The 24,884-nt window shown below is 64.2% G+C and carries 20 protein-coding genes and 1 tRNA gene; 11 read left to right on the top strand and 10 right to left on the bottom strand.

The window, feature by feature from the left end; translation table 11 throughout:
* Window positions 1-322 precede the first annotated feature (322 nt).
* The gene (locus GGC64_RS27435) at window positions 323-2,365 is read left to right on the top strand and encodes an AAA family ATPase (RefSeq protein ID WP_192725730.1); all 2,043 of its coding nucleotides are present in this window, start codon (window positions 323-325) and stop codon (window positions 2,363-2,365) included.
* A 205-nt stretch (window positions 2,366-2,570) separates the two neighbouring features.
* Here GGC64_RS27435 and GGC64_RS27430 read toward each other — a convergent pair whose 3' ends face one another.
* From GGC64_RS27430 to GGC64_RS27420, 3 genes are read right to left on the bottom strand one after another with little or no spacing between them, the layout of a single operon-like run.
* Window positions 2,571-3,503, bottom strand: a complete 933-nt coding sequence (locus tag GGC64_RS27430) for an AAA family ATPase (protein ID WP_192725729.1) — start codon at window positions 3,501-3,503, stop codon at window positions 2,571-2,573.
* Complete coding sequence (locus tag GGC64_RS27425; RefSeq protein WP_192725728.1) at window positions 3,503-3,829, bottom strand: hypothetical protein; 327 nt, start codon at window positions 3,827-3,829, stop codon at window positions 3,503-3,505. The genes GGC64_RS27430 and GGC64_RS27425 overlap by 1 nt, the downstream gene beginning before the upstream one ends.
* A 5-nt stretch (window positions 3,830-3,834) precedes the next feature.
* A complete protein-coding gene (locus GGC64_RS27420; RefSeq protein WP_225952480.1) occupies window positions 3,835-4,065 on the bottom strand; it encodes an AlpA family transcriptional regulator in 231 nt (76 codons plus the stop codon).
* 104 nt (window positions 4,066-4,169) lie between these two features.
* Between GGC64_RS27420 and GGC64_RS27415 the strand changes: the two genes are divergently transcribed.
* Window positions 4,170-4,823 (top strand): helix-turn-helix transcriptional regulator, encoded by a 654-nt coding sequence (locus tag GGC64_RS27415; RefSeq protein WP_192725727.1) that lies wholly within the window; start codon window positions 4,170-4,172, stop codon window positions 4,821-4,823.
* Complete coding sequence (locus GGC64_RS27410) at window positions 4,816-6,015, top strand: site-specific integrase (RefSeq protein ID WP_192725726.1); 1,200 nt, start codon at window positions 4,816-4,818, stop codon at window positions 6,013-6,015. The genes GGC64_RS27415 and GGC64_RS27410 overlap by 8 nt, the downstream gene beginning before the upstream one ends.
* A 35-nt stretch (window positions 6,016-6,050) precedes the next feature.
* On the opposite strand, the gene GGC64_RS27405 is transcribed toward GGC64_RS27410, so the two are convergent.
* Window positions 6,051-6,124 (bottom strand) — tRNA-Gly (locus tag GGC64_RS27405).
* 58 nt (window positions 6,125-6,182) lie between these two features.
* On the opposite strand from GGC64_RS27405, the gene dcd reads away from it, so the two are divergent.
* The 4 genes from dcd to GGC64_RS27385 all read left to right on the top strand — a co-directional run bounded on the left by dcd (window position 6,183) and on the right by GGC64_RS27385 (window position 11,379).
* Window positions 6,183-6,755, top strand: a complete 573-nt coding sequence (dcd, locus tag GGC64_RS27400; RefSeq protein ID WP_192725725.1) for a dCTP deaminase — start codon at window positions 6,183-6,185, stop codon at window positions 6,753-6,755.
* A 91-nt stretch (window positions 6,756-6,846) separates the two neighbouring features.
* Window positions 6,847-8,160, top strand: coding sequence for an ammonium transporter (locus GGC64_RS27395; RefSeq protein WP_192725724.1), 1,314 nt, complete (start codon window positions 6,847-6,849; stop codon window positions 8,158-8,160).
* A gap of 215 nt (window positions 8,161-8,375) precedes the next feature.
* A complete protein-coding gene (locus GGC64_RS27390; RefSeq protein WP_192725723.1) occupies window positions 8,376-9,956 on the top strand; it encodes a hypothetical protein in 1,581 nt (526 codons plus the stop codon).
* Between the two features lie 73 nt (window positions 9,957-10,029).
* A complete protein-coding gene (locus GGC64_RS27385) occupies window positions 10,030-11,379 on the top strand; it encodes a UDP-glucose/GDP-mannose dehydrogenase family protein (RefSeq protein WP_192725722.1) in 1,350 nt (449 codons plus the stop codon).
* Here GGC64_RS27385 and GGC64_RS27380 read toward each other — a convergent pair.
* Window positions 11,357-11,974: a TetR/AcrR family transcriptional regulator gene (locus GGC64_RS27380; protein WP_192725721.1), complete on the bottom strand. Its 618-nt coding sequence runs from the start codon at window positions 11,972-11,974 to the stop codon at window positions 11,357-11,359. The genes GGC64_RS27385 and GGC64_RS27380 overlap by 23 nt on opposite strands.
* Window positions 11,975-12,041: 67 nt before the next feature.
* Here GGC64_RS27380 and GGC64_RS27375 point away from each other — a divergent pair, with 67 nt between their 5' ends.
* The 4 genes from GGC64_RS27375 to rfbA are packed head-to-tail and all read left to right on the top strand — an operon-like array spanning window position 12,042 to window position 15,346.
* Entirely contained in the window at window positions 12,042-13,361 is a 1,320-nt protein-coding gene (locus GGC64_RS27375) for a cytochrome P450 (RefSeq protein ID WP_192725720.1), read from the top strand.
* A 2-nt stretch (window positions 13,362-13,363) separates the two neighbouring features.
* On the top strand, window positions 13,364-14,116 hold the full coding sequence (locus GGC64_RS27370; protein ID WP_192725719.1) for a maleylpyruvate isomerase family mycothiol-dependent enzyme: 753 nt from the start codon (window positions 13,364-13,366) through the stop codon (window positions 14,114-14,116).
* A gap of 19 nt (window positions 14,117-14,135) precedes the next feature.
* Window positions 14,136-14,483: a nuclear transport factor 2 family protein gene (locus GGC64_RS27365; protein WP_192725718.1), complete on the top strand. Its 348-nt coding sequence runs from the start codon at window positions 14,136-14,138 to the stop codon at window positions 14,481-14,483.
* Entirely contained in the window at window positions 14,483-15,346 is an 864-nt protein-coding gene (gene rfbA / locus GGC64_RS27360; protein ID WP_192725717.1) for a glucose-1-phosphate thymidylyltransferase RfbA, read from the top strand. The genes GGC64_RS27365 and rfbA overlap by 1 nt, the downstream gene beginning before the upstream one ends.
* Here the strand turns inward: rfbA and GGC64_RS27355 are convergent.
* The 5 genes from GGC64_RS27355 to GGC64_RS27335 all read right to left on the bottom strand — a co-directional run bounded on the left by GGC64_RS27355 (window position 15,343) and on the right by GGC64_RS27335 (window position 24,790).
* Complete coding sequence (locus GGC64_RS27355) at window positions 15,343-16,992, bottom strand: cytochrome D1 domain-containing protein (protein ID WP_192725716.1); 1,650 nt, start codon at window positions 16,990-16,992, stop codon at window positions 15,343-15,345. The genes rfbA and GGC64_RS27355 overlap by 4 nt on opposite strands.
* 123 nt (window positions 16,993-17,115) lie before the next feature.
* Window positions 17,116-18,303, bottom strand: coding sequence for a YibE/F family protein (locus GGC64_RS27350; RefSeq protein WP_192725953.1), 1,188 nt, complete (start codon window positions 18,301-18,303; stop codon window positions 17,116-17,118).
* 270 nt (window positions 18,304-18,573) lie between these two features.
* Complete coding sequence (locus tag GGC64_RS27345; protein ID WP_192725715.1) at window positions 18,574-19,848, bottom strand: pyridoxal phosphate-dependent aminotransferase; 1,275 nt, start codon at window positions 19,846-19,848, stop codon at window positions 18,574-18,576.
* Window positions 19,849-19,886: 38 nt separating this feature from the next.
* Window positions 19,887-22,841: a (Fe-S)-binding protein gene (locus GGC64_RS27340; RefSeq protein WP_192725714.1), complete on the bottom strand. Its 2,955-nt coding sequence runs from the start codon at window positions 22,839-22,841 to the stop codon at window positions 19,887-19,889.
* Between the two features lie 125 nt (window positions 22,842-22,966).
* Window positions 22,967-24,790, bottom strand: coding sequence for an Hsp70 family protein (locus GGC64_RS27335; RefSeq protein ID WP_192725713.1), 1,824 nt, complete (start codon window positions 24,788-24,790; stop codon window positions 22,967-22,969).
* Window positions 24,791-24,884: the final 94 nt, after the last annotated feature.

Genomic DNA, 24,884 nt, shown 5'->3' with positions numbered 1-24,884 from the left:
CGAGGATCGAACATCTGCATACTTTGTGGTGGGCTATACGATCTGAGACTAGTCGAGATTTGATTATCCGTTGGTTTAATAAACAGCCGGTACCGGACGAAATAATTGTTCGATTTGATCCGTCACTCACGAAAACCATTGACCTCGCGGTTGGTCAGGGGCTGGTGGAGTCGGACAGCAATGGGGTTGTGAAGCTTACTCCCACAGGCTTGGCGATGGCTCAGGCTGTGAGAACAAGGGACGATGTTCTTGCAGATGAGAAAGGCTTTCTGGAGAGCTTGCCGCGAAGTATTACGCAGAGAGCGATGAGGGAGATGACGGAATGGCGGTAGCGCCTAGCCTGAAACTGATCGCTGTGAGATTGATGGTTGAGACCGCCAATGGCGGACAGTTCGGGCACACGTTCACCTTTCAAGACGGCCTCAATGTCATCCGTGGGGACAACACAAGCGGTAAGTCGACGACCCTCCAAGCCATAATCTATGCGCTAGGAGTGGAAGGGATGTTGGGCGCGTCTCACCACGTTCCCCTACCTCATTCGATGACTGAAAAGCTAGCCTTTGGGTCCGAAGAGTTCGATGTTATCGAGTCGTACGTCGAACTTGAAATAGCCAATAAAGACGCGGATGTCATCACAGTGCTCAGATATGTGAAGCATCCTTCGGTTAACACCAAGCTGGTTACTGTAACGGCGGGTGCTGCTATTACGGCACCGGGCTCCTACGATTCACATGACTTCTTCGTCCGCCGTGCTGGTGCTGCTCAGCGCGAGGCTGGTTTCCACCACTTTCTAGCCGATTTCATTGGTTGGACTCTGCCGAACGTAACGCGGATGGATGGTTCAGAGATTCCGTTGTATATGGAGACGTTGTTTCCTTATTTTTACGTGGAGCAAAAGCACGGGTGGTCTGGCGTTCAGGCACGAATCCCTACATATCTAGGAATCAGAGATGTGGGTAAACGATCTGCAGAATTTGTTCTCAGTCTCCAAATATTTAGTCTTATTTTACAGAAACAGCGCATAGCTTCTTCGATCGCTGAATTAGACGCGCAATGGCGTCAATTACTGCGTGATCTAGGTGAGGTGGCGGATGCCGCTGGCGTCGCGTTGGCGAAGATTCCGTCAACGGTCAAAGAATCTTTAGAAGAGAATAGCGCAGAGCCTCTGACGATTGTTGATGGCGATTGGGTGGCGCTTGATGAAGCTATACCGCAATTGCGCGAACAACTTTCAACATTGACGGCCAGAACTGTTCCGGCAGTAAGGGAGGTGTCAACGCAACTCGATGCCGATGTTGTCACAGAGGAAGACGCCATAAACGACCTAGTTGTTGAAGTCGCAGTAGTAGTTAATGAGCGGGAGGAATATCGGCGGCGACGGAACCAGTTGGAGCTTAGAATTGAGGCGCTCGAAGCTGACCTCCAAAAACATAAGGATGCTCGCACTCTCGTAGAACTCGGTGCAAACTTCGCGGCAGAACTGCTAGCAGAGAATGTCTGTCCGACATGTCATCAAGATGTTCATGATGGCATGGATATTTCGTCGCACGTAATGGCTGTACAAGAGAATATTGATTTCATCGGCCGTGAGTTGACAACACTGCGTTCTGCTATGAGCGATATTGATAGTGCTGCCTCCGCTCTGCGTGTTCGGGAACGGAGTGCTCGCAGTGCGCTCGCGGAGGCGCGGCGCCGAGTGCGTGCTCTTCGCGAGACACTTGTGAGTGCTGAAAGCGCACCGTCCACCATCGACGTGGCGAATCGGATACAGCTACAGGACCGTGTCGAGCGGTTAGAGGAGAGCAGCCGCCAGATTGCCGGCCTGCGTGAAGGTCTTGCCTCCACGGCCGAGCAGGCGGAAAAACAACGCGAATTGCTTCGATCGGTGAACGCTGACGAATTACAGGGTTCGGACCTAACGAAAATACTGGCGCTTGAGGGGTATTTGAGGTCCCAACTTGGGCGGTACGGTTTCAGTTCGCTGAGTACAGATGAAGTGGAGATCAGTCGTGATACCTACAGGCCGGCTCACGAAGGATTTGATCTGGGATTCGACCTATCGGCTAGCGACATGATCCGCGTAATTTGGGCGTACTTGCTAGGCATGCTTAGGGTCGCCGACGAATATGGCGGGAACCATCTGAATCTGTTGATCTTCGATGAACCGAAACAGCAAGATACGGCATCGGAAAGCTATGAGGAACTCTTGCAGGAGGCGGCAGGCCAAGGTACGAGGGGCGCTCAGATCATTTTTGCGACGAGCGAGAATCTTGAGAGTCTGCTTGCGATGTTGGGGGATGCGGCTTTCCATTTGCAGGACATCGGGGCAGGCGAGAAATTGTTGCGCCCAGTCGCGAATGCCTGACCGAGCGAACCGGCCGTTGCCAGAGAGAGAGCAGAGGCTTGCAGATCGAGGCGCAACGTCGTGACGGGCTGGGGGCGCCCCCACCCTTCGACGAATGCATAGGCGACGGCGTCGTTGAGCAGTCCGTCCGCGTGGCCCGCGCACCCCCTTTAGGGGGGTGTTCGGGACGGACGATGGAACTATGCCTTGAACTGGGAGAATGCGGCTAGTGCGGCCCCTCCGTCCGGCAGGACGCGGACGCACTTCGGAGACGCAACGCCTGTCCGAGAACTTCGTTGCCGAACTTGTAGTTGCGTTCGCGCAGGGCTTTCCCGGCGTGATCGCGGGTTGCGCCGAGCGGGACGCCAAGGGCCTCAAGGGCTTCGGCGCAGTCGCTGACCTTGGTCGTGGTCGTGGTCGTGGATGCCAGAAGGTGACGTGTCGGTTCGGAGTAACGCCGCAGACTGATTGTCTGTGGATGCCCGAGTCCGCGTCCCTTATCGAGGGTCAGCGTGACGTTGTTCTCCCTCCGTTTCAGAATCCACGCGACATCGACATCGTCTCGCTTCGCCGATGAACCGCGAGCGCCCTTGCTCAGATCGTGGCCCTGGTGGTCGAGCCGCAACACAGTGCGACCCTGGCGACGCAACGGCAACATCGCGCAGTTGTACAAGTTCCGCCAGGTGTCGGCACTGTCCTCTTTGCCCTCGACCAGTCGCGAGATTGTGTCGAGGATGATCAGCGTCGGATTGAACTGTTCAGCGACCAAGGCAAGCCGCCGCCCGCCTGCCACCGTGTCGAGCGGTGGCAGGTCGGGAAACGAAAAATATTGCAGCGGTGCGCCATCGAGTGTGGCTGGCTCGTGACCCATGCTGCGGAGGCGGTTGGCCAACTCCGTCTCGGTGTTCTCCATGTCGACGTACATCACAGGGACCGGCTCGCGAGTAGGTTCGCCAAGAATTGGTCGGCCGAGTGCGAGATTAACCGCCATTTCGAGCATCAGCAGTGACTTTCCCGCACCGGCCTGGGCGACGAGGGAGCCCGACTCTCCCTCATTGATCAGCCCCGGAATGACCGAGTTTGGCAGTGCGGCGGTGCCAAGCAGTCGCCAGTCCAGCGGGGTCAGCGCGCAGTCGTCCATGGTCGTGTACGTCGTCACTAGGCCACCGATTCCTGCCCGCTGAGAAGCGATACAGGGTCCTCCACAGCTGCCACGGAAGTCTCGTACACGGCGGGCAACGAGCGGATCAGGTCCTGCGGGCGGTCGAACTTGCGCCACATGGGATTCGTTGTCGGCACGGGGAAGTCGCGCACTCGCGGCCCGCATTCCTCACAAGGACCAGGCAGCTTGTTCCAGCCGCCAGCGTTGTTCTGGTGGCCCCAGGCTGCGTGGGCGGCACAACGATGGCACAACCCCTCGTTGATGTACGCCTGCTTGGTGTGATCCCACCGCTTCGCCTGCCGGATCGTTTCCGGCGGCCCCACGCTCACTATGCGGCCTCGGGGTTGGGGTTGGCGATTGCCGCGTTCGCGGCGGATTCGGCGACAAGGCTGTCAATGTAGGCGTGCAGCGCCGCTTCACTGATGAGCCGCCGCTTGCCGACTTTAACGAACTGCAAGCGGCCGGCCTCCATCTCCAAGTAGAGCGTCGAGCGGCTCAGTCCGAGCTTCTGCACAGCGCCTTTGACGCTGTGAAGCTGTGCAACGTAGGTCATGTCCATCCTGGTAGTTGTTCCTGTATATGTCTGATTACTGTCGAATCAGCTCTATCCCAGAACGTACCTGATGTTCCGCAACGATGCAACTTATGTGATAGATTGTTCCAATGCCGAACATTGATGAGGAAGCGAAGGCGTTCGAGACGGGTCGTGCCGGCTGGTTTGGGAATGCCGTGGGGTGGCGGCGCAAGGCGCTGGGCCTCACTGCCGCCGAACTGTCTCGCAAGACCGCCGAGTTGGGTTTTCCTGTTACGCGAGGGACGATCGCGAAGATCGAGTCGAACTTGCGGTCGGGCAAGATCGACGTAGCGGAGGTGTTGGTCCTCGCTGCCGCCCTCGACGTTCCGCCTGTCTTGCTGTTGTTTCCGCAAGTGGCGTCTGACGGTGGGAGCAGCGTGCTTCCAAACGTCTTCACGACGGACGCTGAGTCGGTTCGCTGGGTGTCCGGCGAGACGTCTACTCCGCGTGTCTACGACATGGCTGCTGGGCGGCTAGACGGCGAGCCCTCGCCGCCGAACGACGGTGTGGAGCTGATCGCCAGCATCGCATTCCTTCACCAGGCGCTGGATACCCGCAGTTCCCTTGTGCATCATCTGCGGACCGTTGAGCATGATCCGGCCGAATTGCATACCGCTCAACAGATGTTGGACCGCAATGCCGATCAGATCGCAGCTATCCGCAACCGCATCCGCACTGCTCAAGAGTCGCTGTGGGGAATGAGCCGAACTGGGATCATGTCCGAGGAGGACAACGATGAATAGGCAGCAGCTTCCCCCGCAGATTAAGAAGATCACGGTAAAGGACCGGGTAACCGGCAAAGCCGTTGTGCGGTACCAAGTTACGGTTGACACCGGCATCAATTCGAAGACAGGGCGTAGGCAGCAGGCTCGCAGGCGGTACGCGACCGAGCGTGCTGCACGTACCGCTCTTGCCGAGATTTCCAGCGCCGCTGCCAAGGGTGAATTTGTTGCCCGCTCGTCAATGACGATCGGCGAGCTTTGTGAGGACTACATCGCGAGCCGTCACAACCTTCGGGAATCGTCGAAAGCCAAGCTGGCTTATGATCTTTCGCCCCTCCGCGAGCGTTATGGACTGGTCCCTGTGCAGCGCCTGGCCAAAGCCCACGTCGACAGTCTGGTCGCGGACCTCATCGCTGGTGGCACAACCACAGTGAACGGACGGACGCGGCGGCCGTGGTCACCTGACTCCGTTAATAAGGTGATCGCGACAATCGGGCAGGTGCTCGCGGACGCCAAGGCTCAAGGCATCGTTTCGCGAAACGTCGCGGAGGTGGTGAATCGTGTATCGGTTCCCCATAAGGATGTTGATACCTATACGGAAGCTGAGGTGAGCGACCTTCTCGGTGCTATCGACGGTCACCGTCTTGCTCATGCTTGGGAGCTGGCGCTTTCCGGCTTGCGCCGTGGAGAAGTGGCTGGCCTGCGCTGGTCAGATATCGACTTCGATGCCAAAACCCTTGCGATTGCGAACAATCGGGTGTCTGCGGGTGGGCGCACCGTTGAGAACGATCCGAAGTCGGCCGCGTCGCGTCGGCGGCTACCGCTCCCGGAGCGGCTCATCAACGTGCTGCGGTCGGCGAAGGCTCAGCAGGCAGCCGAACGTCTGGCGCTGGGCGCGAACATTGGCGAATGGACGTATGTCGTGAGCAACGAGGTCGGGGAGCCGTATGCGCCTGGCGTCCTGTCGCGGTACTGGCGCGACACGGTGAAAGCCGCAGGTATCCGCCATATCAAGTTGCACGCGGCGCGGCACACCTGTGCGACGTTGATGCATCTGCAAGGGGTCCCAGCAGCGGTGATTGCGGCGTGGATCGGGCACAAGGATGCGACGCTCACCATGAAGCTGTACGCGCACTCTCAGGACGATGCGTTGAAGGCAGCGGGAGCGACCTTGAACCGGGTTGTGACAACTCGTGACACTGACGTGGTGTAGTCGAACAGTTCGAATAGCGTTTCCGCAGTTCAACGTGGAGCCGATGACGGGAATCGAACCCGCGTATTCAGCTTGGGAAGCTGATGTTCTGCCATTGAACTACATCGGCATTCCGGACTAGCCGGTTAGACCACGAAGGCTAACATTCGAGCGGCTACGCTCGCCTCGTGCTTCTCTCCGATCGCGACATCAGGGCCGAAATCGCCGCAGGACGACTGGGCATCGACCCTTTCGAGGAAAGCCTTGTCCAGCCCTCGAGCGTCGACGTTCGGTTGGACAACTTGTTTCGGGTATTCAACAACACCCGGTACACCCACATCGATCCCTCCACTCGCCAAGACGACCTCACGTCTCTGGTCGAACCCAAGGAGGGGGAGCCGTTCGTGCTTCACCCGGGCGAGTTCGTGCTCGGGTCGACGCTTGAACGCTGCAGCCTGCCCGTGGATCTGGCGGGGCGACTCGAGGGCAAGTCGTCGCTCGGCCGGCTCGGCCTGCTGACCCACTCCACGGCGGGCTTCATCGACCCCGGCTTCTCCGGCCACATCACCCTCGAACTGTCCAATGTCGCCAATTTGCCGATCACGCTGTGGCCGGGCATGAAAATCGGCCAGCTGTGCCTGCTGCGGCTGACCAGCCCCGCCGAACACCCCTACGGCAGCGCCAAGGCTGGCTCGAAGTACCAGGGCCAGCGCGGGCCGACCCCGTCGCGGTCGTATCAGAACTTCATCAAGTCCACCTGACGGTCCGCCGCGGGTGCAGGATCCGTGAGGTTTCGGTAACTCCGGCGAAACACGAAACATATGCTCTTCTCCGATCTGGAGGGAGCCCGAATTGGACGCGATCGATCCTGCCGCCACCGCATGGCTGCTCGCGAGCACCGCGCTCGTCCTGCTGATGACCCCAGGCCTCGCCATCTTCTACGGCGGCATGGTCCGCACCACCGGCGTGCTCAACATGATCATGATGAGCTTCATCTCGATCCCGCTGGTGACCGTCGCCTGGCTGCTCGTCGGCTACACCCTCGCGTTCTCCGACGACACCGCGGGTGGCGTGGTCGGCAGCCTCAAACACATCGGCATGCTCGGCATCAATCCGGACACCGCCCGCGGCCCCGTGCCCGAATTGTTGTTCGCCACATTCCAATTGGGCTTCGCGATCGTCACCGCCGCGTTGGTCAGCGGTGCGATCGCCGACCGCGCCAAGTTCGCCGCGTGGATGGTGTTCGTCCCGCTGTGGACCATCGCGGTATATGCGGTCGTCGCGCACTGGGTCTGGGCTCCCGGCGGCTGGCTGCTGCGCCTCGGCGCGCTGGACTACGCGGGCGGAATGGTCGTCGAGATCGTCTCCGGCATGTCAGCCCTCGCGCTGGCTCTGGTGCTGGGCCCGCGCATCGGCTTCAAGAAGGAGGCCATGCGTCCGCACAACCTGCCCTTCGTGCTTCTTGGCTGCGGCCTGCTGTGGTTCGGCTGGTTCGGGTTCAACGCCGGGTCGGCGCTGGCGGCCAACGGAATGGCTTCAGCGGTCTTCCTCAACACCTTGGTGGCCGGATGCCTGGGCATGCTGGGCTGGATCACCGTCGAACAGATCCGCGACGGCAAGCCGACGACGTTCGGCGCCGCCTCCGGTGTGATCGCCGGCCTGGTCGCGATCACACCGTCCTGTGGAACCGTGAACACCTTGGGCGCGACGGTGGTCGGGCTGGCGGCGGGCGTCGTCTGCTCGTTCGCCGTCGGCGCGAAGTTCCGCTTCGGCTACGACGACTCGCTCGACGTCGTCGGCGTGCACTTCGTCGGCGGGGTCGTCGGAGTGCTGCTGATCGGATTCCTGGCCACCGCGGTGATGACCGGCGGCGCGCAAGGCCTCTTCTATGGCGGCGGCGTTATTCAGCTCGGCAAGCAGGCGCTGGGCGCGGTGGTCGTCGGCACGTATGCGTTCGTCGTGTCCTATGTGCTCGGCAAGATCATCGACCGCGTCATGGGCTTCCGCATCAGTCCGGAGGACGAGACCACCGGCGTCGACTTCACCCAGCACGCCGAGACCGCCTACGCGGAGGCGGTGCACGGGCATCAGCCGTCGCGGCGTCCGACGGTGTTCGGCGACCTGAACCTACCGGCGCCACGCCCGGAGACCGCCGAAGAAGGCTGATTCCCTTAACGGCGGTAAGGGAATTTGAACCGTCAGGGGCGGGTTGTCGTTGAGCCGAGTAGGGTTTTGATACCGGCGCCGGCGACCGCTTTCAGCTAACGCCGCCGAATGTAACGGCCAGGCTGCTCGCGACGATGAAACATCGGGTCGTCGACTCGTGTGAGGCACGACCTTACTGGAAATCTTGATAGCGCAGCAAACACTTTGGAGGGTCAGTGGACATCGTGTTAGGTGTGTCGATGACACCTACGACGGTCCGCATGGTGCTGGTCGAAGGCGATAAGGCCGACGGGCCGATCGTCGATCACGATGCCTTCGACGTCACCGCCGCCGATGGCTCAGCAACGTCTTCGAGCGCGGCAGAACAGGTCGTCGACGCAATCCTCGGCACCAAGGAAAGCGCCGATGCGGGCGGACATCACCTCAAGTCGATCGGCGTCACGTGGAGCGACCACGCCGAGGCCTCCACGTTGCGAGACATGCTGGCCGCGCGCGGCATCAACGACGTGATGCTGGTCTCCGACGGTCACGCCGCAGGCGCCCTCGCGCAGGCCGCCGGCCGGGTGATCGGATATGCGACCACCGCCCTGCTGTTCATCGACCGCGACAGCGCCACCTTGTCGGTGGTGCAGACCGACGACGGCTCTGTCGTGAAGGTGTTGAGCCGCTCGCTGCACAGCGGTGACGCGATGGCCGTCCTCGCTGACATGGCCGCGGCCGTAGCCGCGCAGGACTCGCCACCGCAGGGCATGTTCGTCGTCGGCTCCGGCGTCGACGTCAGCGCGGTCAAGGCGCACCTCGAGACTCTCGTCAGCATGCCGGTCAGCGCGCCCGACGAGCCCGAGCTGGCGCTGGCCCGCGGCGCGGCGCTGGCTTCTGCGAACGCACCGGCTTTCGAGGCAACCACCGTCGGCCTGGCCTATTCGCAGGACCCCGACGGCACCACAGCCGGCAACGCCTACGTGGGCCTGGCCGCGGCCGAAACACAGCTGGCTCCGGTGGGCGTCGGGCTGGTCGACGAGTACTCGGCGCAGACCGATATGGAGCCGATCCCGACCGACGAGGGCCGCAAGCCGTTCCTGCTCGTCGGCAGCGCGCTGACTTCGATTTTCGTGGTTGGCGTTGTGGCACTGGTCATTTCGCTGGCGGTGAGCATCCGCCCGACGGTCGACCAGCGACCCAACCCCGGCCCGAACGCGATAGTGCCGAGCACGGTGGCGCCCGCGCCGGCTCCCGTGCAGGAGGCGCAGCAGCCCGTCGCGCCACTACCCCCGCCGCCGGCCGAGACCATCAAGCCGCCGGTGCCCGTCGCCGTGCAGGAGGCTCCCGCGCCGAAGCAGGCGCCGCGTCAGGTGTTCGTCGAGCAGGCGCCAGCCCCGCAGGCACCTCCCCCGGCAGCGGCACCGCCGCCTGCACCCGAGGCGCCCCCGGCCCCGCCGCCGGTCGCGCCTGCACCCATTCCGTACATCCCGGCTCCGGTGTACAACCCGCCGGTCTACAACCCGTACCTGCCGCCTCCGGGTTACTACCCGCGGCCCAGGCCATGGACGCCGCCGTGGCAGCACCCGCAGGAGCCGCCGCAGCAGGATCCGCCGGACTACCCGCAGTCGCCCGGCTCCGGTGGTGGTTACCCGGGCTCCGGTGGCTCCGGGGACTACCCGGGTTCGGGTTCCGGAGGGGGCGGCTATCCGGGCTCCGGCGGCTCGGGCGGCTCAGGGGACTACCCGGGCTCGGGCGGACATGGCGGACGCGGGGGCACCAGCTGCTTCCTGATCTTCTGCTCCGAGCGCGGCTAGCCGTAACCTTCTGTTGGCTTGGCGCTTGGTGTCCCTTAGCAATTAGCTCATAGCGGCTGCCTATAGAGGCAGTATGAGATGCACCGTCTTCGGTACGGGCTATCTCGGCGCGACACATGCCGCCGGAATGGCCGAGCTCGGACACGACGTCATCGGCGTCGACATCGATGAGGGTAAGGTAGCCAAACTCGCATCCGGCGACATTCCGTTCTACGAACCCGGCCTGCGAAAGGTGTTGAGCGACAACATCGCCGCGGGCCGGCTGCGGTTCACCACCGACTACGACGAAGCGGCCGATTTCGCCGATGTGCATTTCCTCGGCGTCGGGACCCCGCAGAAGAAGGGCGAATACGGCGCCGATCTACGCCATGTGCACGCGGTGATCGACTCGTTGGTGCCGCGGTTGCGTAGGCACGCCGTGATCGTCGGCAAGTCGACGGTCCCCGTCGGTACGGCCGCTGAACTCTCCGACCGTGCGCGCGGGATCGCGCCCGAGGGTATCGACGTCGAGATCGCGTGGAATCCGGAGTTCCTGCGAGAGGGCTTCGCAGTTCACGACACCTTGCATCCCGATCGCATTGTGCTTGGGGTGCAACGGGATTCGACGCGAGCAGAGGCAGCGATCCGCGAACTCTACGCCCCTTTGCTGGACGAGGCCGTGCCGTTCCTGGTCACCGACCTGCAGACCGCCGAACTGGTCAAGGTGTCGGCCAACGCCTTTCTGGCCACCAAGATCTCGTTCATCAACGCCATCTCCGAGGTGTGTGAGGCCGCCGACGCCGACGTCACGCTGCTGGCCGACGCACTCGGGTACGACCCGCGGATCGGACGCCGATTCCTCAACGCGGGCCTCGGATTCGGCGGTGGTTGCCTGCCAAAGGACATCCGCGCGTTCATGGCTCGCGCCGGCGAACTGGGGGCCAATCAGGCGCTGACGTTCCTACGGGAAGTGGACAGCATCAACATGCGCCGTCGTACCCACATGGTGGAAGTGGCCACAAAGGCCTGCGGCGGTTCACTGTTGGGTGCGAACATCGCTGTGCTGGGCGCCGCGTTCAAGCCGGAGTCCGACGATGTCCGCGACTCGCCAGCGCTCAACGTCGCAGGCATGCTGCAACTCAACGGCGCCACCGTCAACGTCTATGACCCGAAGGCGATGGAGAATTCACAGCGACTGTTCCCGACATTGAACTATTCGACCTCGGTGATCGAGGCCTGTGAGCGCGCCGACGCCGTGCTGGTGCTCACCGAATGGCGTGAGTTCGTCGAGCTGGATCCCGACGATCTGGCCGGCACAGTGCGCGCGAAAGTCGTTGTCGACGGCCGTAATTGCCTCGACGCCGACCGGTGGACCGACGCAGGCTGGCGGATGTACTGCTTGGGCCGGAGTGCGGCGCGGGTCAACCAGCAGACGCCTGCTTGAGCATTCCACCGAAGCCGTCCCACAACAGCATGAAGACGAGTTCGACGACGCGCTCGCGCGGCACATCGCGGTTCTCGTACCACCAAGTGGCGACGCCGCTGCACGCCGACTGCGTGGCGCGGGCGAGGATCCATGCCGCATCGTCGACGGTGATGCCCTTGACCGACTGGGTATCGGCCGCCCCGAACCGGATGAGATCGGCGATGGCAGCGGTGCCACGATCGGCGATTTCCTGACAGACCGCGGCGATCTCCGGATCGGCGGGCGGATCGCGGTGCAGGAATCGCCAGATGAACGGATCCTCCTCGACGAGTTCGAAATAGCTTTCAATGCTGGCGCGAACCAACTCCTCGGCCGACGCGCCCTCGACGCGACGCAGTGAGCGATTCCTGATCTGCTCGGCATGCAACTCCAACAGGGCGATGTGAAGTTCGCGCTTGGAGCCGAAATGGTCGTAGAGCACCGACGGTACGACACCGGCGCGCGCCGCGATGTCCTGCATTTTCGCCTCGTAGCCGGATTCGGCGAACGTCTCGACTGCCGCGTCGAGGATGCGGGTCCGTCGTTCTGCTGCCGGAATCCGCGTCCTTGCCATACCGAATTGTAATTCGGTAAACTCCGGCCAGGTAACCGAACGCAGATTCGGTTGGACGGAGCGTCTGATGACCGCGAAGCAACGCATTCGATGGCTGGCAATGCATGGCACCGCCCGCGGAGTTTCACGCCTACTCGCCCGTCGGGGCGACCCGCAGGGCCGGCTCATCACCGACCCGCAGGTGCGGAGCAACCCGGTTGAGTTCATCGAAGAACTGCGCGCGATGGGCCCGATCGTCAAATGCCGGCTCATGCACATCACCGTCGACCATAAGATCGCCAACGACTTGCTGCGGTCGGACGATTTCCACGTCTTCGGCTTCGGCTCCGGGCTGCCGAAGCCCCTGCAATGGGTCGTCCGACGGACCGACCCGGGCCTGCTGCATCCGGTCGAGCCGCCGTCGATGCTTTCGGTCGAGCCGCCTGACCACACCCGCTACCGCAAGCTGGTCTCGTCGGTGTTCACCACCAGAGCCGTTGCGGCGCTTCGTGATCGCGTGCAACAGACTGCCGACCGGCTGCTCGACGAGCTGGAGGGGGCTGGAACCGTTGATATCGTGGAGCGCTATTGCTCGCAGCTTCCGGTCACTGTGATCGGCGACATCCTCGGTGTGCCCGACGAAGCGCGGCCCCGCATCCTGGAATTCGGCGAGTTGGGAGCGCCCAGCCTCGACATGGGGCTGACCTGGAAGCAGTACCAGCAGGTCTACCGCGGCATCGAAGGCTTCAACAATTGGCTGGCCGACCACCTGGAGCAGTTGCGGCGCAACCCTGGCGACGACCTGATGAGCCAACTGATCCAGGCTTCCAACAACAGTGCAGAAGATGCTCGACTGAGTAATGAGGAACTGCTGGCCACTGCGGGTCTGGTACTGGCCGCCGGTTTCGAGACGACAGTCAACCTGCTGGGCAACGGAATTCGCATGTTGCTGGATGCGCCCGACGATCTCGAAGCGCTCAAGGCGCGACCGGAGTTGTGGCCGACCGCGGTCGAGGAGGTCTTGCGGCTGGAATCGCCGGTCCAGATGACCGCCAGGGTGGCCGCCGCTGACACCGAGATCGCCGGGACGCTGGTGCGTACGGGCGAGGGCGTGTTGATCTACGTGGCAGGCGCCAACCGCGATCCGAAGGTCTTCACCGATCCGCACCGCTTCGACATCGAGCGTGCGAATGCGGGCAAGCACCTGTCGTTTTCGGGTGGCAGGCACTTCTGTCTCGGTGCGGCGCTTGCCCGTCAGGAGGGCGAGGTCGGCCTGCGCACGTTCTTCGAGCGCTTCCCGGACGCTCGGCTTGCCGGTGACGGCAGTCGCCGCGACACCCGGGTGCTGCGCGGATGGTCGTCACTCCCGATCAGGCTTGGAAGGGCGCGCGCGGCGGTAGGTTCGTAGGCGTGGATTTCCGAGCGGCACTGCTCGACCAGACCCGGGGCTTCGGGGAACTGATCCGCAGTGCAGACCCGTCGACGCCAGTACCGACGTGTCCTGAGTGGACGCTGAAGCAGCTTTTCCGCCACGTCGGTCGCGGAAACCGTTGGGCTGCACAGATCATCGCCGACCGCAGGACCGACGAGCTGGACCCGCGTGATGTCCGCGACGGCAGACCGCCTGATGAGCCCGACGCCGCGATCGACTGGTTGAACAACGGCGCCCGGCTCATCGTCGACGCTGTCGACCGAGTGGGCCCCGAGACGCGGGTCTGGACGTTCATCGGTGCGCGCCCGTGTGGCTGGTGGATCCGCCGCAGGCTGCACGAGGCCACGGTGCACCGCGCCGACGCGGCGTTCGCGCTGGGCCGGGAGTTCGAGCTGTCGCCGGAGCTGGCCGCCGATGGGATCAGCGAGTGGATCGAGCGCGTCAGCGTGCAGTCCCGCTCGTATCCGCTGCCGTTGGAGGAGGGCCGCACGTTGCACCTGCACGCCACCGACGACGACCTCGGGCCCTCCGGTGAATGGACGATCACCAGTGACAAGGTGGACGGCGTGGCATGGTCCCACGACCACGGCAAGGGCGACGTCGCGTTGCGCGGCCCGGCGAAGGATCTGCTGCTGGCCATCGTGCGTCGGCGCACCGCGGCCGAACTCGGGGTCGAGGTATTCGGCGACATTGCGGTCTGGAACAGCTGGCTGGACCACACACCGTTCTGAGAGGCGTAACTTCTCGACCATGACGACTTCGGAGATCGCAACCGTCCTCGCCTGGCATGACGCGCTCAACGAGCAGGACTTCGAGACCCTGACGCAGGTGTCCAGCGACGACATCGAATTCGGCGACGCGAACGGCGCAGGCCAGGGCCAGGACGCCTTACTGGAGTGGGCGAATTCGCTGACGGTCACAGCCGCCGACCCGGGCCGGTTGTATGTCCGCGACGGGGTGGTGGTCGCCGAGGAGCAGGACGGCGCTGGCGTGGCCTTCCGCGTGGTGCACGACCACGTCACGTCGGTGTTCCGGCATCCAGACCTTGCCGCCGCGCTGGCCGCGACCGAGCTCACGGAGAAGGACCTCGCAGGCTGATGCGCGGCATCATCCTTGCCGGCGGTTCGGGTACGCGGCTGTATCCGATCACCAGGGGCGCGTCCAAACAACTGATGCCGGTGTTCGACAAGCCGATGATCTACTACCCGCTGTCGACGTTGATGATGGCGCGCATCCGCGACATCCTGATCATCACCACTCCCGAAGATGCTGCGGCGTTTCACCGATTGTTAGGCGACGGTTCGGATTTCGGCGTCAACATCACCTACGCCGAGCAGCCGCAACCCAACGGCCTTGCCCAGGCGTTCGTGATCGGGGCCGAGCACATCGGCGGTGATTCGGTGGCCTTGGTGTTGGGCGACAACATCTTCTACGGGCCCGGATTGGGAACCAGCCTGAGCCGGTTCCAAAAGGTCAGCGGCGGAGCCATTTTCGCGTATTGGGTGGCCAACCCGTCGGCGTACGGCGTCGTCGAGTTCGCCGCCGACGGCACCGCGCTGTCCATCGAGGAAAAACCCGCCACCCCGAAGTCGAATTACGCGGTGCCCGGGCTGTACTTCTACGACAACGACGTCGTCGAGATCGCGCGGTCGCTGAAGCCCTCGGAGAGAGGCGAATACGAGATCACCGAGGTCAACCAGATCTACCTCAACCAGGGTCGGCTGTCGGTCGAGGTGCTGGCTCGCGGCACCGCGTGGTTGGACACCGGAACATTCGATTCGCTACTCGACGCCGGTGACTACGTCCGCACCATCGAACGCAGACAGGGCCTGAAGATCAGCGTGCCCGAGGAGGTGGCGTGGCGCGTCGGATTCATCGACGACGAGCAGCTGGCCGCCAGGGCGCGCACCCTGCTCAAATCAGGTTACGGCGCTTACCTTTTGGAGCTTCTGGAACGCTAGGTCACCGAGATGACGCGGACCGCTTTGTCATAGTAGTCCGTCACGTAGATCGTGCCGTCCGGCGCTACCGCGATGTGATGGACGTTGGTTTCCGGCTTCGGATCTATCGAGAATGACGTGACTTTGGTGTTCGTGGCGGTGTCGATCACCGTGACGGTGTCGTTGCTGTTGGCCGTGTAGAAGTAGGCCCCGTCCGGGCTCAGAGCCCCGCCGATGGGGTCCTTGCCCACTGCGACCGTCTTGACGACGGTGTTGGTGCTGGTGTCGATCACCGACACGGTGTCAGGACCGTAGTTGGTCACATAGATATGTGCCCCGTCCGGTGTGATCGCGAGCGCGCGCGGCGAACTGCCGACCTTTACCGTTTTGACGACGGTGTTGGTGGCGGTGTCGATCACCGAAACCGTGCCGGAAGATCGGTTGGCGACATAGATCTTGCTTCCGTCAGGGCTCGCGGCTATTCCGAACGGCGCACTACCGACCTTGACGCGGGTGATCTCGGTGTTGGTCGCGGTGTCGATCACCGAAACGGTGCTCCCGCTGGAGTTGCTGGCGTAGACGCGCGATCCATCGGGGGTCACGGCGACTTCCGTCACGCCCGGCCCCACCTTGACGGTTTTGATCACCTGATTGGTGGCGGTGTCGATGGTCGCAACTTGATTGGTCCCGTGCAGGCCGACGTAGGCGCGCGTGCCGTCGGGGCTGACAGTGACGGCATTGGGCCCGGCCCCCATCGGGATTGTCGCGACGACGTCGTTGGTGCTGGTGTCGATCACGTACACCGACTCCGTGAACCGGTCGGCGACATAGACCTTGGTGCCGTCGGGGCTCGTTCCCAGCCCGGTGGGACCCTTACCTATCGGGATGGTCGCCTCTGGCGTGTACGTCGGCGTCGCGGTGAGCGCGGCAATCATCATGCTGGTCTCGACCGGCGCCATCACACGGGCCGCGCCCTCGGACATCGCCTGTCCGAACTGGCGGCGCGCCCACGCGAAGACCGCCAAGAATCCCGGCGAGTCCATCGGCGACGTCGGTGTCTTGTTCGCGTCGGGACTCAGGCCGGCCCAGGAGAGCACGCTCGAGACAATCCCGGTGACCGCCGTCGTCGGCTTCGGCGGCTCGGGTGTCTTGGCGATCAGCGGCGAGGCGAGCGCGGTCGGCGTGATGGACGGAGGCGCAGCATCGGCCTGCGGTTCGGTGGCCGGACCGCCACGCACCACGTCCGAACTGCTCACCGACGACTCGGGCGCATCGAGCGCGGCCTTCAGAGAGGGATGCGAATCGGACTTCGGTGGATCGTCGGCGCCGGCGTTACCGAAGGAGGTGAGTGCTCCGCCGGAACTCTGCACGATTCCGGTGCGCGGATCATCCTTCGACGTCGAATTCGAGGATTTCACACCACTTTTCGCGAAGTCCGTGGCGTGCTCGATGCCTGACAGCACATTGTGCACGATGGCCGACACGGCGTCCGACAACGGATTGGACGGCGTCTTTGCTGTTGTCGAATCGGACGTCGACGATGTCGACGATGTCGTCTCCGAACCGGTGTCGGCGAAGGCCACGCCCGGCGGACCTGCGATACCGAATCCGACCCCCAGTGCCACGGCAAGTGCCCCGACCCGACCGATGTTTCGCGCGTACCCCATCGTGATCACCTCTCCCCAGGTGTGACGCAACCAGCGTCGCACGACTCGGCCGTGGCGGTGTTCGATTCCGCAAACAAAGGTGGGGTTGCTGGTGAAGCTGCGGATTCTCGGATTAGGGTGACGCTACTGTCGATTCGGCGAACGCGAGCTGAGCAGCGGCGTTGCTAGCACCGCCGCGATCGCCGTAGTCAACGGCACCGACAGCGCGAGCGCGATACCGCCGACCGCCGACCGCGCGATCTCGATGGCCACGCTCTCACTGGTCAGTACGTCTCCTAGCGAACGGTTCGCCACGCTGAACAACAGCAGCAGCGGTAGGGCGCTACCGGCATATGCCAACACCAACGTGTACACGGTGCTTGCGATGTGGTCGCGGCCCACCCGCATGGCGCCGACGAAAATCGCCTTACGGCTCGCGCCGGTCTCGGCCAACTCGAATACCGTCGAGGCCTGCGTGACAGTGACGTCGTTGAGGACGCCGAGGGAGCCGATGATGAACCCGGCGAGCAGCAGTCCGGTGATCGAAACGTTGCCGAGATATGCGGCGACTTCGTTGTTCTGATCCTCCGAAAGGCCGGTCAGATGGGCCAATTCGATTGCGCCCCAAGATAACAGTGCGGCGAGCAGCAGCGCTGCCAAGGTGCCCAGCAGTGCGGCGCTGGTGCGCAGGCTCACCCCATGCGCCAAGTAGATCACCGCGTACAGGATCGCCGCCGATGCGACCAGCGCGACCGGGATTGCCGAGGCGCCGTCACGCAATGCGGGCAGCAGGAACACGACCAGCACGACGAAAGCCACCACGATGCCGATCAGCGCCCGCAACCCGCGCCAGCGGGCCACCGCGACGACCACAACGGCGAACACGGCCGCGAACGCGATCAGCGGCCAGGTCCGCTCGAAGTCGTAGAACGCGTAACTCGTCGTGCCGGCCGCGTCGACCTGACGGCTGATCCGGATGTGGTCGCCGACGGCGAGATGGGGCTGGCCCGGTCCGCCGCTGAATTCGAGCATCGTGTTGGCGTCCTTGTTGGGGCCTGAGTCGATGCTGATCAGCGTCTGTACACACTGGCCACCGCCCGGCGGGGCCTGCTCCGGTTCGGCTGTCAGCACGGCACCGTTCGAAGGGCTGCCGCACGGTGCGGTCTTGCTCGACAGCACGTGCCCAGCCTCGGTGGTGACCGCTCCGCCCGCGGCATTCTGGAACGGCAGTGGGATGTCGACCTTCTGGTGGCTGGGCCACAGCCACACCGCGCCTGCCAGCACCGCGACGCCGATGGCGATCAGGGCGCCGACGACGACCTTGGCTGCCATCGGGCCCAACGGTGCTGGGCCGCTCAGTGAGTGCGAATGCGAATGCGCCACCCGGACAGGGTAGATGTGAAGGTTGTGTAGGGACCGTGGAGAGATCCCGTGACCGTCGGCCCATGATGCCGCGGATGAGGCCTTCGCCGTCGAGCACGACAAGGTGTTCGACGAGGTCTTGATCGGCCCGGCGGGGTAAGTGCGCGCGAGACCGCAGTTATTGCGACGAAGTTCGAGTGAGCCGCGCAATAAGTGCAATGTCGCGGAAAGCGCAAGCGGTCACTGACGATAAGAGGACAGGAAGTTGCCGAGCCGCTCGATTGCGTTGGCGAGGTCGCGAGACCACGGCAGCGTCACGATGCGCAGGTGATCCGGTGTCGGCCAGTTGAAGCCGGTGCCCTGGGTGACCAGGATCTTCTCCTGCAGCAGCAGGTCGAGGACCAGTTGCTCGTCGTCGGCAATGTCGTACACCTCGGGATCGAGCCGCGGGAACGTGTAGAGCGCGCCCTCGGGCTTCACACATGAGACGCCGGGAATCTCGTTGAGCTTGGTCCACGCCACGTCGCGCTGCTCACGCAGTCGCCCGCCGGGCAGCACCAGGTCCTCGATGCTTTGATGGCCGCCCAGCGCGACCTGAATCGCATGCTGCGCAGGCACATTCGGACACAGCCGCATGTTGGCCAGCAGGCTGATGCCCTCGATGAAACTGCTCGCGTGTTCCTTGGGTCCGGTGATGACCAACCAGCCGGAACGGTAGCCCGCCACCCGGTAGGCCTTCGACAACCCGTTGAAGGTCAGCGTCAGCACATCTGGCGCGACCGACGCCGTCGCGATGTGCTTGGCGTCGTCGTAGAGGATTTTGTCGTAGATCTCGTCGGACAGCAGCAGCAGCTGATGCTTGCGCGCCAGATCGGCTATCTGCGTGAGGGTTTCGCGGGTGTACACGGCGCCGGTCGGGTTGTTCGGGTTGATCACGACGATCGCCTTGGTGCGGTCGGTGATCTTCGACTCCAGGTCGGCGACGTCAGGCATCCAGCCCTGTGTCTCGTCGCACATGTAGTGCACCGGGGTGCCGCCGGCCAGCGACGTGCAGGCCGTCCACAGCGGATAGTCCGGCGCGGGGATCAACACCTGGTCGCCATTGTCCAGCAGCGCCTGCAGCGTCATCTGGATGAGCTCGGAGGCGCCGTTGCCGAGATAGACATCGTCGACGTCGAACTTCGGGAAGCCCTCCACGAGTTCGTAGCGGGTGAACACCGCGCGACGGGCGGGCATGATGCCCTTGGAATCCGAGTAGCCCTGCGCGTAGGGCAGCGCCTGGATGATGTCGCGCATGATCACGTCGGGCGCCTCGAAGCCGAACGGCGCCGGGTTGCCGATGTTCAGCTTCAGGATGCGGTGACCCTCGGCCTCCAGTCGAGCCGCGTGGTCATGCACCGGACCGCGGATCTCATACAGGACGTCCTGCAGCTTTGACGACTGCGTGAACGTGCGTTGCCGCGGGTGATGCCCGGTCGCCTGCCACGGCACGTGGTGGGTAGTCACGTCTCCCATGATCGCACCGCAGTCCAATTAATTTGTAAAAGCGCTGGTTATCGCTTGCCGGGCGGACGGGCGCCCTTGGCGATGCCAAGTCCCTTCACCGGCGGCTGTGGCTTCTCGCCGTTGTCCTCTGCGGAAGGCTCAGGCGCAGCGGGGGATTCGCCGTCGGTGGCCGGTTCTGGTTGCGGCGCAGCGGGTTTCGGTGCCGCCGCGGTCTTCTTGGCGCCAGGTCGACGCGCGCCCGGTGCGATGCCGAGCCCCTTGACCTCCGGTTCGGCGGCGGTCGACGCGGGCTCGGTTGCCGTGGACGCGGGTTCTGCCGCGGTCGATGCGGGTTCAGCCGCGGCAGGCGCGGCCTTCTTGGCGCCCGGACGCTTGGCTCCTGCGGCGATGCCGAGGCCCTTGACCTCTGGTTCGGGCTTGGCGGGCGCCTCTGCAGCAGGTGCCTCCGCCGCAGCCGGAGCGGCTTTCTTCGCACCGGGACGCTTGGCTCCTGCGGCGATGCCGAGGCCCTTGGCAGGTGCTGCGGGAGCCTCGGTCGGGGCTGCTTCGGCGGCGGGCGCTGCGGCCTTCTTGGCGCCCGGTCGCTTGGCACCGCCGGCAATGCCGAGGCCGGTGACCGGCTTGGTCTCGGTTTCGGTTGCGGTCTGCGCCGCAGGCTCCGGCTTGGCTTCCGGTTCTGCCGCCGTGGTCGAGGCTTCCACCTTCGGTGCTTCAGGCTCGCGGGCCGCCCGCTCCTCGGCTTCCTTTGCGGCCGTGCCCTTTTCGGGTAGCTTGACGCTGCTCGTGTCCAGCGAGCCCAACAGCAGCTGAGCCACGTCGAGCACCTCGGCCTTCGGCACGTCGTTGGCTGCTGCGACGTCGTCGACACCGTCGGTGATCATCACCCGGCAGAACGGGCAGCCGGTCGCGATCGCCGAAGCGCCCGTGTCGAGCGCCTCTTCGACGCGCTCGTGGTTGACGCGCTTGCCGATGTGCTCTTCCATCCACATCCGCGCGCCGCCGGCGCCGCAGCACAGGCCGCGGTCGGCATGCCGGGGCATCTCGGTGAGCTTGGCGCCCGAGGCCCCGATCAGCTCACGCGGCGCCTCGTAGACCTTGTTGTGCCGGCCCAAGTAGCACGGGTCGTGGTAGGTGATGTCCTTCCCACCGTCGGGGCTGCTGACGGGCACCAACTTCTTGTCCCGGATCAGCCGGTTCAGCAGCTGGGTGTGGTGCAGGACGGTGTAGTTGCCGCCGACCTGCGGGTACTCGCGGCCCAGTGTGTTGAAGCAGTGCGGGCAGGTGACGACGACCTTGCGGTCCACCCGCTCGACGCCTTCGAACATCTCGTTGAGCGTCTCGACGTTCTGCGCTGCCAGCTGCTGGAACAGGAACTCGTTGCCGGAGCGGCGGGCGGAGTCGCCGTTGCAGGTTTCGCCCTCGCCGAGCACCAGGTACTTCACCCCGGCGATCGCGAGCAGTTCGGCGACGGCCTTCGTGGTCTTCTTCGCGCGGTCCTCGTAGGCGCCTGCGCAGCCGACCCAGAACAGGTACTCATAGCCCTCGAAGGATTCGACGTCCTTGCCGTACACCGGCACGTCGAAGTCGACCTCGTCGATCCAGTTGGTGCGATCCTTGGCGTTCTGACCCCACGGATTGCCTTTGGTCTCAAGGTTTTTGAACAGCACACCGAGCTCGGACGGGAACTCCGACTCCATCATCACCTGGTAACGGCGCATGTCGACGATGTGGTCGATGTGCTCGATGTCCACCGGGCACTGCTCCACGCACGCGCCGCACGTCGTGCACGACCACAACACATCGGGGTCGATGACGCCGCCCTGTTCGAGCGTGCCGACCAGGGGACGGGTGGCCTGGTCGGGACCGGAGCCAAGGATGCGCTCGAAGCCCGACTCGGGCACGTGGTGCACCTCGTCGTGCTTTTCGCCGCCGAGTTCCTCGCCGAGTCCGCCTTCGGGCGTGTTCTCCAGCGGCGTCTCCTTGTCGCCGAGGATGTACGGCGCCTTGGCGAACATGTGGTCGCGCAGGTTCATGATCACGAGCTTGGGAGACAGCGGCTTGCCGGTATTCCATGCTGGGCATTGCGACTGGCAGCGGCCGCACTCCGTACAGGTGGTGAAGTCGAGGTAGCCCTTCCAGGTGAAGTCTTCGATCTTGCCGCGGCCCAGCACGGCGTCTTCCGCGGGATCCTCGAAGTCGACCGGCTTGCCCTTGTGCTCGACCGGAAGCAGCGGGCCGAGACCGTTGGGCAGCCGCTTGAACGTGATGTTGATCGGTGCCAGGAAGATGTGCAGGTGCTTGGAGTGCAGCACGATCAGCAGGAAGATCAGCGCAACTGCGATGTGCGCCAGCAACGCGATCGTTTCGATCCACTCGTTGGCCGTGTGCCCCAGAGGCGCGAGCAGCTGCCCCATGCCGTGGCTGAAGAACGCTCCCCAGCCGTAGGGGAAGTTGCCCGTGTTCACCGCGGCACCGCGGAAGAACGCATAGCTGAAGATGACCAGGAAGATCATGAACAGGATGAGCCACGCGCCGCCGGTGTGGGAGCCGTAGAACCTCGACGACCGGCCGTGCTCCTTCGGCTCGGTGCGTAGCCGGATGATCGCGAAGGTGATGATGCCTGCGAGCACAGCCAGCGCGATGAAGTCTTGCAGGAAGCCCAGCACCGCCCAGCGGCCGACCACGGGGATATGGAACTTGGGGTCGAACAACACGCCGTAGGCCTCGATGTACACCGTGATGAGGATGAAGAAGCCCCACATGGTGAAGAAGTGGGCGAGACCGGGGATCGACCACCGCAGCATGCGGGTTTGCGCGAGCACCTCTTTGAGCTGAGTGCCGATACGCTCGCCCATGTGGTCGGTGCGGCTGTTCTGCTCGCCGACCGGTTGGCCCGCACGCACCAGGCTGGCCAGCCAGAGCACGCGCTTGAGGGCGAACGCCGCCACGACAGCCGTCAGCAGTAGCCCGACAATGAGCCTGATCAGCGTCTGCGATTCCACCGCGTGCCTCCCGATTCTAAGTTACCCGTGAGTAACTTATCGCTGGTTACTGGCCAGTAACTTTCGCTAGATGCCTGCTCATAGTTGCATCCGGCGGGGAAACCCCGCTACGAAGGCTGCCCTAACTAGGTCTGCGGGGTCGTCGACGTCCCTCCAGCGCCGGTGCCGGTACTGCCGGTACTGCCGGCGCCCGAGCCCGTTCCGCTTGTGCCGCTGGTGGTTCCGCTGCCTGTCCCGGTTCCGCTTGTGCCGGTCCCGGTTCCAGTTCCGCCGGTTCCCGTTCCGGTGCCAGTGCCGGTTCCACCGGTGCCTGTGCCCGTCCCGGTGCCTCCGGTTCCCGTTCCGGTTCCGGTGCCACCGGTTCCCGTTCCGCCGCCGGGTCCGGGATCGATCGGCGGTGGCTTCGGCGACGATGACGTCGGCGGGGTCGGTGTGGGAGGTGTCGGCGGAGTGGGGTCAGTGGTCGGCGGCGTCTCGGACGTGGTCGTCGGAGGCGTTGCCGGCGGCACGTACGGCTGATGTGTGACGGGTGCCTGCCGCGGTGCCTGATAGCGGGGCGCGGGTTGCTGCACCACGACCGTGGTGATTTGGGGGGCCTGCGGCGCCGGGGTTGCTGGGAGAGTGGCCGGCGCCGCAGGCGTTGGAGAGGTGGTCGACGTCGACGTGGTCGCCGCCTCCACCGGGGTCGTGGTGGTGTCTTGCAGAAGCGTGAAGCCGAACACCGCGGCCGCGATCGTCGCGGCAACCGCCGACAGGCCGAACAGCACCAGGGGGCTGCGCCGCGGCGGTGCGGGATCTTCCTGCCACTGTTGAGGGCGGAAAACCACCTCGGGTCGGGAGTCGGTGACGTCGCTGTAGGGCAGCACGTCCTCGATCTGGTCGTCCTGGGACCAGGCCAGTGCTTGCTCGCTGGCCGCCAGGGCCACGGCCGATGCGGCAGCGGCAGGAGCGGTTGGCGTCATCACCGTGGCGGTGTCGACGACGCGGGCACGTTGTGCGATCAGCGCCGCGCCCTCTGCGGCAGTCAGCTGCGGGTGTGGCGTCGTCACGACGGGCGCGCGCAGGTGCTCGGACAGCCGTTGGGTGACCAACGGGATGCGGGCACCGCCGCCGATGGTGGCGACCGCCGCGACGCTGGCTTTCGGGACGCCGTAGCGTTCGAGTGTTTCATCAAGTGTCGCAAGGAATTCCGACAGCGGGGCCCGCATCAGGTCCTCGAGTTCGGTGCGCGTGACGCGGATGTCGGCTCGATGCCCTGGCAGATCCGCGACGACGGCGGCCGCCGTCTCCGCCGACAGGCGTTCCTTGGCGCGACGGCATTCGTCGCGAAGCCGCACCAGTGAGCCGACCATCGCGGTGCCCGACGGATCGACGTCGGCCAGTCCGGTCACGACGTGGCTCAGCAGCGCCTGATCGATCTGGTCGCCCGAGAAGTCGGCGAAGCGAACCGTCTCACCGAACGTCGAGAAATCCCTCGCGGCGTTGGCGAGGGTGATGCTGGTGCCGCTGCCGCCGAAATCGCACAGCACGATCACGCCGTGTGTGGGCAACCCAGGCTTGGCCCGCAGCGCCGTCAGGGCCGCGGTCGCATCGGAGACCACAGGCAGCTTGCCGCGCAGGTTCCTGCGCAGCGTGTCGACCACCGACGGCCGCCAGTGCGCCGGCACAGTCACGGTTGCGTCCGCCATCGGCATACCGTCGGTGACCGCGTGCGCCATCGCGCCGAGAGCGTCTGCGAGCAGTTCTTCGGACCGATACGTCGCACCATCGGGCGCGATCAGCGGCACCGGATCCCCGACGCGGTCGACGAACCCGGTCAGGCGCTGGCCGCGCAGCACCATCTCGGCGGGACGGATGACTGCCGTCTGCCCGTCGCGGGTGCCGGCGAGGTTCGTCGCACCGACCGACAGGCCGATCGAACGGCCTTGGTTGCCTGGGGAATTGAACATGGGAACGACGGTAGGGTGATCGCTGCCACAGCAAATCCGGTGCCACGCCCGTGCCGAAATGACCCCGATAGGGGATTTCGATTAGGGGAATCGG

Origin of the sequence: Mycobacterium sp. OAS707 (assembly GCF_014873705.1) — a bacterium.
Classification (GTDB): domain Bacteria; phylum Actinomycetota; class Actinomycetes; order Mycobacteriales; family Mycobacteriaceae; genus Mycobacterium.
The sequence above is the reverse complement of the archived record's forward strand: the minus strand, read 5'-3'. Positions and strand labels throughout refer to the sequence as shown.